This window comes from Streptomyces decoyicus (genome assembly GCF_019880305.1).
GTDB lineage: Bacteria > Actinomycetota > Actinomycetes > Streptomycetales > Streptomycetaceae > Streptomyces > Streptomyces decoyicus.
Genome location: NZ_CP082301.1, coordinates 6,399,471 through 6,415,172, shown reverse-complemented (window position 1 = coordinate 6,415,172; position 15,702 = coordinate 6,399,471). Strand labels below are relative to the sequence as shown.

The following is a 15,702-nucleotide window of genomic DNA, read 5'->3' as shown; positions in this document are numbered from 1 at the left end:
CCGGAGGGCAGCCGGGCAGGCAGACCTTCCGACGGCCTTCCGTGACGCCGGGCCGGACCGGGCCGGATCCGAGCCGGATAGCGGCAGAATTCACTCCCACCCCTGCCGGTCCGGACGGCGATACGACCGCAGGAACGCATCCCGCGTGAGTGTAACGCCGGGTCCTGGAAGGTGAGTTCCAAGAGACGAGGGCAGTGCGCGCTTATCCGTGCGTAGTGAGAACCAAGGGCTGTCCCGCAATTGCTCTCCGGCCTCAGCGGGGGTGGGGCAGGGGGCCAGGTACGGCAGGTGGGGCAGGGGGCAGGTACGGCAGGTGGGCGGGTCGGTGTCCACTGGGCTGAGCCCGCGCCGCTTCGGCAGCTTGGTCACCGCGCTGACGGGCACCGCGCTGACGGGCACCGTGCTGATCGTGACGGCACCCTGGTGCCCAGTCACGACCGCGTGGTCGCCGTGCAGTCAAAGAACCGCCGATACTCCGCCGACCACCAGGTGGTCATCGAGGCAGAGAGCCGCATGGTCGTTGTGGTCGGCCGACCGGCTCCCGGCGTCCGAGCCGATTGCCAGGCATGGGAGGAATCCGGAACCAAGGCCGCCGTCGGAAGCACCATGACGATCGCCGACGGCGGCTACCCGGGCACCGGCCCGGTGAGTGTCAGCGGGCGAGGCGGCCCAGGAGTGAGGAGGCCGCGACGATGCCCAGTACGGCGGCCACCACCAGGACGGTGTAGTCCAGGGCCAGATGGGCGTGGGTGCCCAGGAGGAGGCCGCGGAGGGCATCGACCTGGTAACTCAGGGGGTTGATCCTGCTGACCGTCTGGAGCCAGCCGGGCATGATCGCCACCGGATAGAGCGCGTTGGAGGCGAAGAAGAGCGGCATGGTGATGGCCTGGCCGATGCCCATCAGGCGGTCGCGGGTGAGCACGATCCCGGCGATCGTCATGGACAGACAGGAGAAGAAGGCCGAGCCGAGGACCACGGCGACGCCGACGCCGAGCAGCCGCAGCGGGTTCCACGTCATGGCCACGCCGAGCAGCGCGGCGATGACGATCACCACGACGGCCTGGATCAGCGCTTTCACCCCGGAGGCGAAGGCCTTGCCGGCGATCAGGGCGGAGCGCGGGGTCGGCGTGACCAGCAGCTTGGTGAGGATGCCGGCGTCCCGTTCCCAGATGATCATGATGCCGTAGAAGATCGCGATGAACATGGCCGACTGGGCGATGATGCCGGGCGCCAGATAGTCGATGTACGGGGTGCCGCCGGTCGGGATGGCCTTGATGCGGGTGAAGGTCTCGCCGAAGACCAGGAGCCACAGGGCGGGCTGGACGGCGCGGGTGTAGAGCTCGGTCCGGTCGTGGCGCAGCTTTTGCAGTTCGACCACGCACATCGCGACGACTCTGGCGGGCAGCACCCGCCAGCCGGTGCGGGCGCGCGGCGGAACCAGCAGCAGGTCCAGCCGTCCGGGCCCGGTGGCCGGGTCAGCCGACTCGCTTTGCGGTGCGGCGGGTGCTTCGGACATCGCGGAAGTCTCCTGACTGCTCGTCGAGGCCGCTGCCGGCGACGTCCCGGAAAACTTCCTCCAGCGTCGGCACGGCATCGGACGAGGGCGATGGGGCCGATGAGGGAGAGGAGGGGGTGGAGAGGGAGGAGGCCGATGAGGGGGCGGCAGCCTGTTCGGGGGTGGGGGTGCCTGAGGGGCCGGGTGCCGGGTGCGGGGTGGGCGAGGTCAGGGCCGCGCGACGGCGGGCGCGCAGGGCGGAGCGGAGTTCGTCGGGGGTGCCCAGGGCGCGGATCCGGCCGCGGTGCATCAGGGCGAGGCGGTCGCAGTACTGGTCGGCCTCGTCCATGTAGTGCGTGGTCACCAGCACGGTCATGCCGGTGGCGGCCCGTACGGCATTGATGTGTTCCCAGACGCTGGTGCGGGCGATCGGGTCGAGGCCGATCGTCGGCTCGTCGAGCATCAGCAGGCGGGGCGCGCTGACCAGCGCCTGAGCGAGTTCGAGGCGGCGGATCATGCCGCCGGAGTACGTGCCGGCGAGGCGCCCGGCCGCGTCGGTGAGGCCGACCGCCTCCAGTGCCTGGGTGACGCGTGCGGCGCGCTCGCGACGGGAGACGTCGAAGACCCGGGCGAACAGTGTGACGTTCTCGCGGCCGGTCAGTCCGGCGTCCGCGGACAGCTGCTGCGGCACGTATCCCAGCAGCCGGCGCACCGCCATCCGCTCCTTCGCCGCGTCGTGCCCGAAGACCCGCACCATGCCGGCCGGGACGGGCAGGAGGGTGGTGATACAGCGGATCGCGGTGGTCTTGCCCGCCCCGTTGGGGCCGAGCAGGCCGAAGACCTCACCCGGGCGGACGGAGAGATCGACGCCGTCCACGGCCCTGGTCTCACCGAAGGCGTAGCGCAGGGCCCGGCAGGTCACGGCGTCGGGGGCGGTCGCGTCCGGGCCGGTGGCACTCGTGTGGGGGCCGGGAGCGGTCGCGTCCGGGCCGGTGGCACTCGCCTGTGGGCATGAAGCGGTCACGTGTGGGCCGGAAGCGGTCGCGTGTGGGCCAGGGGCGGTCACGTCCGTACCGGTGGCGTCAGGGGACGGGGCATCCGCTGGGGGCGGACCGCCCGCCGGCCCGGCGGCGGGGCCGTTCACCCGTCGCGGCCTTCCTTCATCGTCGGTGGTCATGGGCCCGCCGCCTCCTCGTGCAGGGTGTGGGCAAGCCCGCGCGGCGCCGGAAGGGCCCTGTCGGCATCGGGCCGCCGCACGACCTGGACTGATGGTCGTCGGGTGCGCTCTCCCGGCGCGGATCACCGGCCCGGCTGAACTGGCCGCCCACGGTGGAGACCGAACGGCCCATGGGACAGCGCTCTCTCCCGCCCACGGGCCAGCACACCCTCTTGGCTACGGGACAGCGCTCCCTCTCGCCCGCCGGACCACGCTCCTTCCCGCCCGCGGGACAGCGCTCTCGCACCGCGGCCGGCACCCGGATCCCGGGCGGCCGGGCCGTGATCGCCGGGAGGAGTTCCACCTCGGCGCCGCGCGGCCGTTGGGCGGTCAGGGCGGCCCGCGGCCGGCGGCGGATCAGCCGCCGGACACCTGCCGGCACACCGGCCGGCGAGTCGGGGAACTCCCCTACAGCCATGGTCCGATTTTAGTTCTGAGTGAGAGGCAGTGGCCGGGACGCGCGCGGCACGGGGCATCCGAACGGCCCAGCCGGAAGCCGGGCCGTACGAGCCTTACGAGCCGTGCGCACGGGGGGCTTGCGCCCGGCACGGACCGGCTCAGCTCCCTTCGGGAGGCGGTGGCGGCGTCGGCGCCCCGGCCGGCGGCGCGATCTTCGCGTGGTCCCGGGTCGGCTCCGGGTCCGTTTCGGAGGCCGCCGCAGCCGTGCGCGGCAGGAAGGCATCGCGGCGGGCACCCGGGTCCCAGCCGGTGTCCACGACCCGCTTCTGGAAGAGGATCGCGCCGCCCAGGAGCACGGCGCCGAGGGCCAGCATCAGGATGCTGCCGCCGGTGGCGCCCGCCTTGGCGGCGTTGCCGATCAGGGTGCCGAACCAGCCGAAGTCGGCGTCGCCGAACGTGGTGTTCTCCTTGCCGAACGCACCGAGCACCTTGAGCAGCAGCGCGGGCAGGAACGTGATCAGCACACCGTTCAGGAAGGCGCCGACGACCGCACCGCGTCGGCCGCCGGTGGCATTGCCGTAGACGCCGGCCGCGCCACCCGTGAAGAAGTGCGGTACCAGCCCCGGCAGGACCAGCGCGAGGCCGAGCGCCGGGTGGCCCACCCAGGTGAGCAGAGCGAGGCTGACCAGGCCGCCGACGAAGCTGGCGAGAAAGCCGATGAGCACGGCGTTCTGTGCGTACGGGAAGACGATCGGGGCGTCGAGGGACGGCACCGCGCCCGGTACGAGCTTGCCGGCGATGCCCTGGAACGCCGGGACCAGTTCGCCCAGGATCGTACGGACGCCGAAGAGGATCACCGCTACCGCGATCCCGAACTGCAGACCTTGCATGACGGACTGCATGACGTAGTTGCCGAGGTCCCCGGCCGCGCTGCCGCCGTCGGCCGCGAACGCCTTGAACGCCGTCGCCCGGCCCGCCCGGGCCAGATAGACCAGCGACATGGTGACGTGGATCAGCACCATGGACAGCGCCGTGGCGACCATCGAGTCCCGCAGAAAGCGCAGGCCCTCGGGCAGCTTCATGTCCTCGGTGCTGCGGCTGCGCTTGCCGACGAGTTGCCCGGTGGCGCCCGCGACGATGTACCCGGCGGTGCCGAAGTGGCCGATGGCGATGCTGTTGTTTCCCGTGATGCGCTTGGTCCACGGATGCGCGAAGGCCGGCATCGCCACCAGCAGAATGCCCAGCAGCAGTCCGCCGACGACCACCACACTCACCGAGGACCGGCCGGAGGTCGCCAGGACCATGGTCAGCAGGGTGGCCATGAAGAGCATGTGATGGCCGGTGAGGAAGACGTACCGCAGGGGTGTGAAGCGGGCCAGTATCAGGGCGACCGCAAAGCCGAGGATCATCAGCCAGGCGACTCGGGCGCCGAACTGCGCCTGGGCGATCCCGACGATGGCCTCGTTGGTCGGGATCACACCGTGCGCGCCGGTCGCGCCCTGGATCATGCCGCCCAGCGGGGCGAGGGAGCTGACCACCAGCCCCGCTCCGGCGCCGATCAGCAGAAAGCCGAGCGTCGCCTTGATGGCACCGCCGACCACTTGACCTGCGGTCTTCTTCAGCGCGATCAGGCCCGCCGCCGTGATCAGGCCGATCAGATACGCGGGTTGGCTGAGGATCTCGTTCACGAGAAACGTGGCGAGGGATATGAGCCAGTCCATGGTGGCTGTCCGTCCTCCGGCTCTGACGCTGGGATGGGGCGTGGTGGGTGTCAGGCGTCGTATGTCAGGCGTTTCAGGTCAGGCGCTGTACGTCAGGCGTGGCGTGTCAGACGTGGCGTGTCAGACGTGGCGTGTCAGACGTGGCGTGTCAGGCATTGCATGTCGCCTGCGATACGTCCGCGTGGTCCGTCCGGCGTCGTAGTTCAGGTGCCGTATGGCGGGCGTGCGTTCCGGGTGCCGCGCCTCGGCCTTGGTTACCCGGTCGGCATGGGCCAGACGTCGTATCTCGGTGGCCATCCATGCGCGGCCGGTCTCGGGGACCAGCATGAGCGGCCGGTCCCGGACACCGGTCCCGCACGACGCCCTCGCAGGCCGGCCGGACTCGGACGCCGCCCTCGCACGTCGGCCGCACTCGGACGCCACACTCAGACGTCATAGGTGTCGCGGAGTATGCGGTCGACCTCGGCGCCGCTGGTGAAGTCCCCGACGACCTTCACCGGTACGCCGATCTCGCCCAGCGTCCTGGCGATCTCCCGGGAGGTGAGGATCGCGACGGCCTCGGACGCCTTGCCCTTGGCCGAAATGGTGTCGGTCGCCTCCACCGTCACATGGCGGGACCAGCCCCAGCGGTCGAGCACCTGCTCCAGCGTGTTCTTCAGGAACAGACTCGTGCCCACACCATTGCCGCACACCGTAAGGATCTTGTGTACGGCCTTCTCGGGTACGGGCTGCCCGTCCCCGGCCCGGCGCCCGTTCCCGGCCCGCCGCTCGTCTCCGTCCTGCTCACGTACGGTCTCCTCCTGCCCCCGGTCATCGCGCTCCCCGTCCGGCCCGGCGAGCACCGCAAGCAGCGCCTCCGTATCCGTCGCGTCCTGAAGGGCCTGTGCCGTCGCCGGGTCGGCGAGCAGCTGAGCGAGTGCGGCCATCGCCGCCGTATGTGCCCCGGAGTCCTCGGCGGCGAGTCCCACGACCAGATGCACCGGGTCGTTCGCCTCATGGCCGAATTCCACCGGTTGTTCCAGGCGGACCCAGGACATTCCGGTCCGGAGCACGGCGGGCGAGGGACGGGCATGGGCGAAGGCGAAGCCGGGTGCGATGACGAGGTACGGCCCGTTCTCCTCGACATTACGGATCATCTCCGCGGTGTAGCCGTCGGTGGTGGCACCCGTCTCCACCAACAACCCGCCCGCCGCACGTATCGCTTCCTGCCAGTCCGCCACCCGGACGTCCAGGCGTACGGCCGCCTTGGGGAGAAGATCATTCAGCGCTGCCATGGCAGGGGACTCTACATACGCGCAGGTGACCGGCGCACGGGTGCGGAAGCAGGAATTCCGATGGATTTCTCGGAACTGGCGCCCCGTTCAACGGCCTTGACAGTCACCTGTGGGCGGAGAAGCCTGATTGTTTCGGCAGTTGCCGGATGTCGGGGGATACCGGGGGAATCGGGGGACTCATCGTGAGGTACACCTCTGCGCGCACAACGGACGAGACAGCGACGATCACGGACGGAACACCGGCGGACGACACGAGCCGCACCGCCACCACCACGCAGGTGACACACCTGACGCACCTACCGCAACTGACGCAACGGACCCGACCCACTCGACGGACCCGACGGCACCGCGGCGGAGGCCGGGCCGCCGTCCTCGGCACGGCGGCCCTCGCTCTCGTGCTGCCACTGGCGGCCTGTTCGTCGGATGGGGAAAGCCGCGGTACGGCGGGCGGCTCCAGCAGCTCGTCGGCCGGTTCGGCACCGTCCCCGAGCCAGACACCGACCGTCGACCCGGCCGCCTACCGCCACGCCCTCACCGGCACCCTCGGACCGCTCGACAGTGCACTGCGCGCGGTCGACCGAGCGCACGAAGGCGGTTCGCTGAACAAGGCGCTGGACACGGCGGCGGCCAAGGCCGATACGGCCGCGATGACCCTGCAAACCGTAGCCACGCCGGACAACGCCATCGCCGGGAACAGTCAACTAGTCGGCGCCCTGAGGGCGTTGGGGCAGGATCTCAAGAGCGCTCGCGGCACCGGCGGCCGCTGCGCCACCTCACCACGCGTCGAACTCGGTACGGCCCGGGGCCCGCAGAGCGTCAAGGAGGCCGGACACGCGCTCACCGCCCTCGGTTACGACGCCACCCTGCGACTGCCGCGTACGGAGCAGGCCAAGCACCGACGACTGGGGAACGGTGCCTTCGTCCGCGACGGCAGCCGGGGCGGTCTGGGGCGGCTCACCGTCAGGAACGGGACGGGCTCCGATGCGGTGGTGACGCTGACCCGCGGCACACAAACGGCGTTCTCCGTATACGTACGCAAGGGCTCCGACGCCACCGTCCGCAGCGTCAACAGCGGCTCCTACACGGTGTACTTCACCACCGGCGAGGACTGGAACAGCGCGAAGAACTCGTTCACCCGCCAGTGCAGCTTCGAGAAGTTCGACGACAAGGCGAACTTCCGGACGGTGCGGGTGGCGGGCGGGACGCAGTACACGGTGCTGACGTTCACCCTGAACAAGGTCATCGGCGGCAATGCGTCCACGAGTACGGTGCCGCCGGGCGACTTCCCGTCGTAGCGGCGGTCGAGACGCACCGGCCGCACACCCGGCGGCCGGTGCGCCGGGGCGGCTCGGTATGGTGCGGCGCGTGGGCGACAGCACGTGGTGGACTCTGGCGATCGCGGCGGTGACCGGCGGTACGGCGGTGCTCGCCAGTTGGGTCACCAGCCGCGGCAGCACCCGGGCCGCCAAAATTCAGGCCGAGACCGCCGCACGCTCACAGCGCGCCGAACGACTACGGGAGAGCCGGCGCACCGCCTACCTGGACCTGATCGAACAGACCCACCGGATGGGCGAGTTGTTCTGGGAGATCTCCGCCACGCTCCGGCTGCCCGGCTCCGCCGCCCGTACCACCGCACTCGGCGCACTGCGGGACCGTGAGGTCGCCGAGTACGCGAAGATCCGTCGCTGCGCACGCGTCGTCGAACTGGAGGGCCCGGCCTCGGCCGCCGCCGCGGCACTCGCCCTCCAGAAAGCGACCCGCCCCTTCTACGCGGCCCTCAGCGCCGACCCCTCCGGCGACGCCGACCGCCGCGACGCATTCGATGCCGCCTACAGCCCCTTCTGGGCGGCGCTGGAGGACTTCGTGGACGCGGCCCGCGAGGCCCACCAGAGCGACTGAGCCCTACGAGCGGCCGCGCGCTACGGATGGTCTCGCGGTCCGTCGGTGACCCGTCACACCCTCACCCGGCACACAGCCCCTGTCCCACCATCCGGCCACCCACCATCCGGCCACCCTCCGACCTCCACCCACAACCCTCCGCCCTCCGCCCTCCGCCCTCCGGCCCTGCTACGGCAGCTCGCCGTCGTCGTACGGCGCGAGGGCCAGGATGGCGACGTCGTCGTGGAAGACGCGGGTGTGGCGGGGCAGGTCGGTGTTGAGGAAGTCGATGACGTCGTCGGGGCCGGGGTCGCACCCGTCGGAGAAACGGTGGCGGAGGCGGTCGAGCAGGGGGTAGAAGGCGCCGGTGTGGTCGCGGGCCTCGATCAGGCCGTCCGTGCAGAGGAGAAGGACGTCGCCCGGGTGGAAGCGGTGGGTGTAGGCGACGGGGATCTCCTCGGCCAGGGGGCCCAGGCCGAGGGGAAGCGCGGGCGGCCCGGTCAGGGCCGTCACCTCACCGCGGGAGATCAGAACCGGCTCGATATGCCCCTGGTTGACGATCGTGACCCGGTGGGCCGGGGCGTCGTACTCGACCAGGACGGCGGTGACGAACAGCTCGTCGTCGGGGAGCTCTTCGGCCTCACGGACCAGACGGCGTTCCATACGGGCGGCGACGGCGGGCAGGCCGCCGGGGTCGTAGACGGCCTCGCGGAAGCTGCCGAGGATGTCGGCGACCGTGCGGACGGCCTGGAGCCCCTTGCCGCGGACGTCGCCGATGATGGCGCGCTCACCGGACGGGGTGGCGCGGATGTCGTAGAGGTCGCCGCCGACCATGGTGCCGACCTCGCCGGACCGGTAGAGGCCGGCGGCGAGTGTCTGTCCGACCCGGTGCGGCACCGGGCGCAGCAGCGTACGCATCAGGGCCTCGGCCAGCGAGTTGGCACGCACCAGGTGCTGCTCCTGGCGGCGCCGGTGGGCAGCCAGCGCCACGCCGAGGATGCCGACCAGGCCGGTGGCGATATAGGCGGCGACATGGTGGGTCTCCCACAACTGGTGCAGGTTGTGGCCGGTGCAGCACGGCGTCCCGGCCACCACCCCTTCCAGCACGATCGCACAGACCGTGAAGGCCGCGACGCCGACCGGACCGAGGGCGTACGCCGCGATCACCGGCAGGGCAATGAGCAGAAAGCTGACCGCCCACGGTGTGGGGGCGAGGGTTTCCAGCAGCATGACGAAGGCGACATAGGCGGCCGGCAGCCAGCGCATCCATGCGGGCGTGCGGGGCACCACGAAGCCACTGTTGTCGGCGATCTCCGCGAGCTCCCCGGCCCTGCGGCCCGGCCGGCGGCCACGATCGATCCGCTGGAAGATCCGCTCACCCCACCTGTCCACACGGGCTCCTGACGCGACCGTGATCAAGAAGCCACAGCCTGACGCGGCCAGACAGCCCAACCCGGCCATTACGCCGTCGGCGGCATGTCCCCTGCCGTCGGGCCGGGTGGCGGCGCTTGCGGCTACCGGGCCGTCCGGTTTACGGCTTCCGGAGGCCCTCCTCCGTCCGGGCGGATACCGCCGCTGTCCTGCCGGTGCGCCTCGATCGCGGCGACGCAGGCGCGTACCGGCGGGCTCTGTGCGCGCGTGAGCCAGGCGGCCCGGATGTCGCGGCGCAGAGCCGGACGGGTGGCCAGGAACCGTACGCCGGGCGGGGCGGGGTGGCGGGACATGGCGGGGACGAGGGACGCGGTGAGATTCCGGGCGACCAGGGAGAGTTGGGTGAGGTGGTCGGCGAGGAGGTAGCGGATTCGGGCTCGACGCCACGGGTACGCAGCGCCTGGACGAGGGCTTCGTGCGGCGCGGTGCCCGGTGGGCAGCAGGCCCACGCCGTGCCCGTGAGATCGGCCAGGTCGACGGTTTCACGGTCGCTGAGCGGATGCCGCTCGGACAGGGCGACGTAAACGTCCTCGCTGACCAGAGTGCGCAGCGTGACGCCCTCGGGGACGGAGACCGGGCGATTGGCCCAGCTCTCGATCAGCAGCAGATCGAGTTCGCCGTTGAGCAGCTGAGGCACCAGGTCGACGGCCTCCCCGTCGACCACCGTCGGGGTGAGCCGGGGGTGGTCGGTGGTGAGGGCGGCCAGCGCGTCGGGCAGCAGGGTACGGACGGCACTGCCCACGCCGCCGATCCGCAGCGGGCCCAGCACCTCGTCGCCCAGGTCGGCCAGGTCGCTCTGGGCGGTGGCGAGTTGGGCGAGCAGCCGGTCGGCGTGGCCGGCCAGGACCCGGCCGGCGTGGGTGAGGCGGACGCTGCGGCCCTGCGGTTCCAGGAGACGGTGCCCGGCCTCCCGCTCCAGCTTGGCGAGTTGCTGCGAGACCCCTGAGGCGGTCATGTGCAACGTACGGGCGGCCTGGGCGATCGACCCGTGGTCGGCCACCGCGGCCAGGGCGCGAAGTCTTTCCATACTGAACACGCAACGGATGCTACCGAGTATTGGCATTGAATCAACGCTTTTTGTTATGGATCTCGCCAGGCACAGTGGCTTTCATGACGAGGGATGAGAAGAGCCTGTCCGTACGACCCGCCGTACGTGACGAGCGGCGGACGGCCGGCGGTACGGTCCATCCGGTCGTGGCGGCCGTCGCAGGGTCCGCCTGCATCTCGGCCTCGGCCGTGTTCGTGAAGCTGTCGGGGGCGAACGCGGGGACGGCGGCGTTTCTGCGCTGTGCGCTGGCCCTGCTCGTGCTGGTGCCGCTCGCCGTGCGGGAGTGCCGCAGGGTCGGAGTCCGGCCGCTGCGCTACCGGATGATGGACATCGGGGCAGGGGTGCTCCTCGGCGTCGACATGGTGTTCTGGGCGGCCGCCGTCCTCACCGTCGGCGCCTCGGTCGCCACGGTGTTGCTGAACATCCAGGTCGTGTTCTTCCCACTGCTCGCACGGCTGGTGTCGGGCACCAGGCTGTCCGGGCGCTTTGTCCTGATGGCCCCGTTGATGCTGGCGGGTGTAGCGCTCGCGAGCGGCGCGATCGGGCATCCGCAGCCCGGCAGCGATCCGGTCGCCGGTGTGACGTTCGGGACGGCGGCGGGTGTGGCGTACGCGGGCTACCTGTTCCTGATGCGGCTGGGCGGCGGCCGGGAGCACACCGTCTCACCGGTGTGCCTATCGACCGCCGCGGCCGCCGTGACGGCTGCGGTGATGGGCGTCCTGTGGACGGGGATCGACCTCAACCTGGGCCGGACCGCCTGGGGTTGGCTGATCATCCTGGCTCTTGTCGGCCAAGTCCTGGCCTGGCTGCTGATCACCACCGCCCTGCCCGCGCTGGCCCCGAACGTCGGCGCCGCGCTGTTGTTGCTCCAGCCGGTCATGGCGTTCGGGCTGGGCGTCGCCATCGGCGAACGCCCCACACCGGCCCAGGCATGCGGCTGCGCTGTGGTGATCGCGGCCGTTTGGTACAACAGCCGGACTCCGCGAAGGCCGGCGAACGGCACGTCCTCAGGAAGGGCACCCCGCCCGATGCTCCGTTAAGGACACCGCGTCGTGACCGAAGGGGGTCTGTACGGGCTCACCGCTTGTGCTGGAGGAGTCCCTCGGTGAAATCCTCGGTAGCCGGTGCGTGCCGTGAGGTGTAGGGGCACTTCCAGTCTTCTTCCGTGAACCGGCCCGAGAAGTGCCGCGCGGGCTCCTCGTACTCGTACTCGGTGAAACTCGGATTGACGGAGCCGTTGTTCTTGGCCTCACGTCTGCGAATCGCGCCCTGCATCGAGTAGAAGTTCTCACCGAGGCGCATGAACTGTGCGAGCGAGTTGAAGGCGATCGCCGACGTCGTGAAGCGGCGGCTCGCCCGGGAGGAGCCGGGGTGCATGCCCACGACGAAGAAGGCATGCCCGCCCGTGTGGAATCCGAAGTTGGGCCGGCCGGGGTCGGAGGACGCGCCCGTGTCCAGGCCGTATGTCCGGCTGTCGATGTCATGCATGAACTGCAGGTGCTGCCAGATGAGCTCCTCGTAGGTGCGTTCGTCCACCGTTCCGGGCTCGTCGAACGTCGCGACGAAGGTGCGGAAGCTCTGGGCGGACAGCAGGGGACGCACGGTGTCGACATAGTCGACGAGGTCGCGGTGGTTGTCCTCCGCCGACGCCTCGTCGCCCATTCTTCGATAGTGCCGATGCGTGATGGCGTGCCGTTTCAGTGCGGCGCGGGCCCCCAGGCAGCTGAACTCCCGGGTCTGAACGAATCGTTCCAGTTCGGTGCGTATGACATTGCCGCGTTCCTTCATGGTGTCGCGTTCCTTCATGGTGTCGCGTTCACTCGTCGCGCCGCGCTCAGTCATCGGGCCGTATTCCTTCGTCATGCCGAGATCATTCATCGCGAGACCTTGGCTGGATTCGGTGGCTGGCCCCACGACAGTGCGGGGTGCACGGATCACTCGGCAAGCCACAAATCGGACTAAGAAGTCGCCTCATCTGGCACGTCGGACCGCAGTAGCTCCCGCACCCGGGCCGGCGGGACCCCGGCCTCGGCGAGGGTCAGGGCCGAGAGCTGCTGCGCATTTGTGCAGGGGCGGGATTTTGTGTCGGTCGCTGCCGCCGAACCGTCGTGTACGACAGGAGGCCGACTTCCGTCGTAGGCTGAAACTCGCACGTGAGGGACAGGAGGCTGAGGTGGCCGAGACGGCGTTGGCCCAGGTCATGGCCGAGCTGGCCGAGCTCGAGGCCCCGAAGACACGCGAGGTGAACGAGAAACACGGTGACGATCACGGTGTGAACCTCAGCAAGCTGCGCGCGCTCGCGAAGCGGCTGAAGACGCAGCAGGAACTCGCGTGGCAGCTCTGGAAGACGGATGACACCACGGCAAGACTGCTGGCACTCCTGATCTGCCGCCCGAAGGCATTCGAGCGTGACGAGCTGGACGTCATGTTGCGCGAGGCGCGCACACCCAAGGTGCACGACTGGCTCGTGAACTACGCGGTGAAGAAGAACCCGCACTCCGAAGAGCTGCGCCTGGCCTGGTCCGCCGATCCGGATCCAGTGGTCGCGAGCGCCGGCTGGGCACTGACCACCGAACGCGTGGCGAAGAAGCCCGAGGGCCTCGACCTCGAAGGGCTGCTCGACGTCATCGAGGCGGAGATGAAAGACGCCCCGGATCGCCTGCAGTGGGCGATGAACCACTGCCTGGCCCAGATCGGGATCGAGCACGCCGAGTACCGCACCCGTGCAATCGAGATCGGCGAGCGCCTGGAGGTGCTCAAGGACTACCCGACTTCCCCCGGCTGTACGTCTCCGTTCGCGCCCATCTGGATCGACGAGATGGTGCGCCGAAAGGGCGCTAAGTAGGAAGGCGCGCGCTCACCCTCGTGCCGCTGCGCTTCGTGCGCCGATCATCCTGTTGACCAGGCTGCCCAGCGCCGGCGCCGCCGCGACGCTCCGCGAAGGTGGCGGCACGTCCCCGACCACTGGGCGGCCAGGAACCGCAGGTCGTCGCTCGGCGTTGAGCGAGCATGGTGATGTTAGCGAGCCTCATGGCCATATTGGTGCCCGTCATTGGCGGTTTCCTGCTGGCCGCGGGGCGACAGATAGTGCTCAGATCGGGGCGTCCGGCCTGGCTGCGCCGCCGTCTGGCCGGACGCACTCCAGCCGGAGGAGTGGGCCTGGGCGCCTCCATCACCGAGGAACTCCACACGATGTGGAACGGAAACAAGCACATACAGCTGGAACAGCGAAGGGTGGATCTGACCTTGCAGGACAACCAGCACGACGGAGCCCCGCCCCGGACCGGCGTCGACTTGGATGCGGGCAGAGCAGTGATCCGGCGGCGTGGTTGAGGCCTCCTACAGGCATCGTGGAACCAGCGGACGCGGCGGTGGCCGATGAGCTCTGCGCGGCAATGCCGACGAAGGGCGGAAAGCGTTCCGTCTTGCGTTCGTCATGGCGGTGCAGGTGCAGGTGCAGGGCTGTCCGAACGTCCGCTGTCCCGGCGCACCGCCATATCGGTGCTCTCAGCGGCTCAGCGGCTCAGCAGCGGAAGTCGCTTGACGGTAGAAGAGACCTGATCGGGGGCTGGAAGCCGAACTTGTCGCCAGGGTTCAGCCGGTGCTTGCTGCCCTTGTAGCCGGGCCTGGTCCAAAGACACCAGTACTCACTGGTGCGGTTCCACGCCGACCATCCCCCCTGGGGGAGATTCTGCTGCGCCGTGTCGCGGGTGCCCTTCGTATAGGAGGCCCGGGCGCCCTCCTGCTGACCTCGGGCGTACAGGCAGAAGTGCTCGATGGCGCAGGGGGCGGCGCCATGCTTCGGCGCGGCGAACCCGACGGGTGCGGTGAGGAGAACGAGGGTGGCCGCCAGGGCGGCGGCCCTGCGGATCGTGTTCGCGGCAGACACGGCAGTGGGCTCCCATCCGACGGTGACCTTCCACCGGCATCGTTCCGAAGAAGCCAGGCCGGTGCTATCACCCCCTAGGGCGAAACCGAGGCAGCTGACCTTTACCCACGGCGCAGGCCTGACGGCGTGGTGCCCGTCCCGTGCTCCTGGTCGCCTGCAGACCGAATGGTGGGGTCCGTGCACGTCGCAGGATCCGCGGCAAGGGGGGCAACGAGGATGCGCTCGTATGTGTGCCGGGACTCCGGATGCCGTTCCTCCGCTGGACGCAAGGAAGGCCGGGGCTCTCGGAAACGCGAACGTCCGCCGGTGGAGCAGGAATCCAAATCCTGCGCTGCCGGCGGACGTCTACAGGCGATCGCTCCCGCACAAGGCCTGGACGGGAACGAGGCCTGGAGAGGCCTTGGATGTGACGGGCCCTGGTCAGTAAGGGCTACGGAAGCGTGAAGAAGATCATCGGGTTGTGGTCGCTGTTGCGCACCGGCTCGTCGAGGCCCAATTCCTTCTTGACCGCGGCCAGCTGCTCCGTCACCTGCGGGGCCTTCGCCGTGGACGGCGTGAAGAACTCGATGTTCTGCTCGGCCAGCCACTTCACGATGACCGAACCTTCGCTGAACGGCTTGGGACGCCGGCCGTGGAAGACATCGTGGACGCTGGTGGGCGTGCGCGGGGGAACGGCCGGGAACAGGTTCTCGATGTACCAGTGGGCAAACCGGGAGCCGTGGTCCGCGTCGATGAAGAGGTAGTCCGTCTCGGCGGGGACCTTCTCCGGGTGCTGCTGGATGTCACCCTTGGTGAACGTCCAGCGGTCCGCCGAGAGTTCACTCGGAACATTGCGCACCACGTTGTCGACGATGTCGAACGAGTGCAGATGACCGCTTCCGTTGTCACGGAGCGCGCTCAGGATCCACATCGTGGACCAGCCGTAGAACGTACCGACCTCCACCACGATTTCGGGGCGCAGGTCACGAAGCAGCAGATATGTCATCTCCGCCTCGTAGTCGTCGAGCTGCGCCTTCATCGACTTGCCCCGGTCCTTGAGGAACTTCCGCTGGGCGTCACGAACCACCCGCAAGTCGTCCTGGTACTTCGCGTACAGGCTGCTGATGTGCTCGACGGTTATGGATTCCATTTTTCCTCCACCGGGATATTGCATAGTGCTGAGAACGGATCTTGGTTCAGGAGAACGACACACTCGGGGGCCGGTGGATCGTCATGCCGCCTTTTGACGAGCGGACCGGGACGCTTGCCCCGCAGGGCGAAGGACCGGGGACAACTGGCCCGGGGCGGCCCGCAGCGGGGCACCCGGGGCGTGGACCCGGGCCACCGCCCTCTGCTGCGGTCTGCCGCTCCT

At 69.7% G+C, this 15,702-nt stretch carries 14 protein-coding genes and 1 pseudogene; 6 read left to right on the top strand and 9 right to left on the bottom strand.

Features of this window, described 5'->3' with window-relative positions:
- Positions 1-411 precede the first annotated feature (411 nt).
- Positions 412-648: pseudogene (locus tag K7C20_RS28130) on the top strand (IS5/IS1182 family transposase); the annotation flags it as partial.
- A gap of 4 nt (positions 649-652) precedes the next feature.
- On the opposite strand, the gene K7C20_RS28125 reads toward K7C20_RS28130, so the two are convergent.
- The 4 genes from K7C20_RS28125 to K7C20_RS28110 all read right to left on the bottom strand — a co-directional run bounded on the left by K7C20_RS28125 (position 653) and on the right by K7C20_RS28110 (position 6,105).
- Positions 653-1,516 (bottom strand): ABC transporter permease, encoded by an 864-nt coding sequence (locus tag K7C20_RS28125; RefSeq protein ID WP_030076861.1) that lies wholly within the window; start codon positions 1,514-1,516, stop codon positions 653-655.
- On the bottom strand, positions 1,476-2,417 hold the full coding sequence (locus K7C20_RS28120) for an ABC transporter ATP-binding protein (protein WP_048828834.1): 942 nt from the start codon (positions 2,415-2,417) through the stop codon (positions 1,476-1,478). The genes K7C20_RS28125 and K7C20_RS28120 overlap by 41 nt, the downstream gene beginning before the upstream one ends.
- 851 nt (positions 2,418-3,268) lie before the next feature.
- Complete coding sequence (locus K7C20_RS28115; protein ID WP_053210448.1) at positions 3,269-4,831, bottom strand: PTS ascorbate transporter subunit IIC; 1,563 nt, start codon at positions 4,829-4,831, stop codon at positions 3,269-3,271.
- Between the two features lie 425 nt (positions 4,832-5,256).
- Positions 5,257-6,105 carry a PTS sugar transporter subunit IIA gene (locus tag K7C20_RS28110; RefSeq protein WP_030076867.1) on the bottom strand — a complete coding sequence of 283 codons (849 nt, stop codon included), beginning with the start codon at positions 6,103-6,105 and terminating at the stop codon, positions 5,257-5,259.
- A 395-nt stretch (positions 6,106-6,500) separates the two neighbouring features.
- Between K7C20_RS28110 and K7C20_RS28105 the strand changes: the two genes are divergently transcribed.
- Both K7C20_RS28105 and K7C20_RS28100 read left to right on the top strand, forming a co-directional pair.
- Positions 6,501-7,400, top strand: a complete 900-nt coding sequence (locus tag K7C20_RS28105) for a hypothetical protein (RefSeq protein ID WP_245171870.1) — start codon at positions 6,501-6,503, stop codon at positions 7,398-7,400.
- Between the two features lie 70 nt (positions 7,401-7,470).
- A complete protein-coding gene (locus K7C20_RS28100) occupies positions 7,471-8,004 on the top strand; it encodes a hypothetical protein (RefSeq protein WP_030076871.1) in 534 nt (177 codons plus the stop codon).
- A gap of 168 nt (positions 8,005-8,172) precedes the next feature.
- On the opposite strand, the gene K7C20_RS28095 is transcribed toward K7C20_RS28100, so the two are convergent.
- Complete coding sequence (locus K7C20_RS28095) at positions 8,173-9,375, bottom strand: PP2C family protein-serine/threonine phosphatase (protein WP_053210447.1); 1,203 nt, start codon at positions 9,373-9,375, stop codon at positions 8,173-8,175.
- Positions 9,376-9,514: 139 nt separating this feature from the next.
- Positions 9,515-10,441 carry a LysR family transcriptional regulator gene (locus K7C20_RS28090; protein ID WP_245171874.1) on the bottom strand — a complete coding sequence of 309 codons (927 nt, stop codon included), beginning with the start codon at positions 10,439-10,441 and terminating at the stop codon, positions 9,515-9,517.
- A gap of 83 nt (positions 10,442-10,524) precedes the next feature.
- Between K7C20_RS28090 and K7C20_RS28085 the strand changes: the two genes are divergently transcribed.
- Positions 10,525-11,502, top strand: coding sequence for a DMT family transporter (locus K7C20_RS28085; RefSeq protein WP_053210446.1), 978 nt, complete (start codon positions 10,525-10,527; stop codon positions 11,500-11,502).
- Positions 11,503-11,539: 37 nt separating this feature from the next.
- Here K7C20_RS28085 and gntA read toward each other — a convergent pair whose 3' ends face one another.
- Positions 11,540-12,325, bottom strand: coding sequence for a guanitoxin biosynthesis heme-dependent pre-guanitoxin N-hydroxylase GntA (gntA, locus tag K7C20_RS28080; RefSeq protein WP_209444039.1), 786 nt, complete (start codon positions 12,323-12,325; stop codon positions 11,540-11,542).
- 310 nt (positions 12,326-12,635) lie between these two features.
- On the opposite strand from gntA, the gene K7C20_RS28075 reads away from it, so the two are divergent.
- A complete protein-coding gene (locus K7C20_RS28075) occupies positions 12,636-13,307 on the top strand; it encodes a DNA alkylation repair protein (protein WP_030076879.1) in 672 nt (223 codons plus the stop codon).
- A gap of 185 nt (positions 13,308-13,492) precedes the next feature.
- Complete coding sequence (locus K7C20_RS38460) at positions 13,493-13,795, top strand: DUF6191 domain-containing protein (RefSeq protein ID WP_150127348.1); 303 nt, start codon at positions 13,493-13,495, stop codon at positions 13,793-13,795.
- Between the two features lie 190 nt (positions 13,796-13,985).
- Here K7C20_RS38460 and K7C20_RS28065 read toward each other — a convergent pair whose 3' ends face one another.
- On the bottom strand, positions 13,986-14,351 hold the full coding sequence (locus K7C20_RS28065) for a peptidase inhibitor family I36 protein (protein ID WP_030076883.1): 366 nt from the start codon (positions 14,349-14,351) through the stop codon (positions 13,986-13,988).
- 430 nt (positions 14,352-14,781) lie between these two features.
- Positions 14,782-15,480 carry a class I SAM-dependent methyltransferase gene (locus K7C20_RS28060; RefSeq protein ID WP_030076889.1) on the bottom strand — a complete coding sequence of 233 codons (699 nt, stop codon included), beginning with the start codon at positions 15,478-15,480 and terminating at the stop codon, positions 14,782-14,784.
- Between the last annotated feature and the right edge of the window lie 222 nt (positions 15,481-15,702).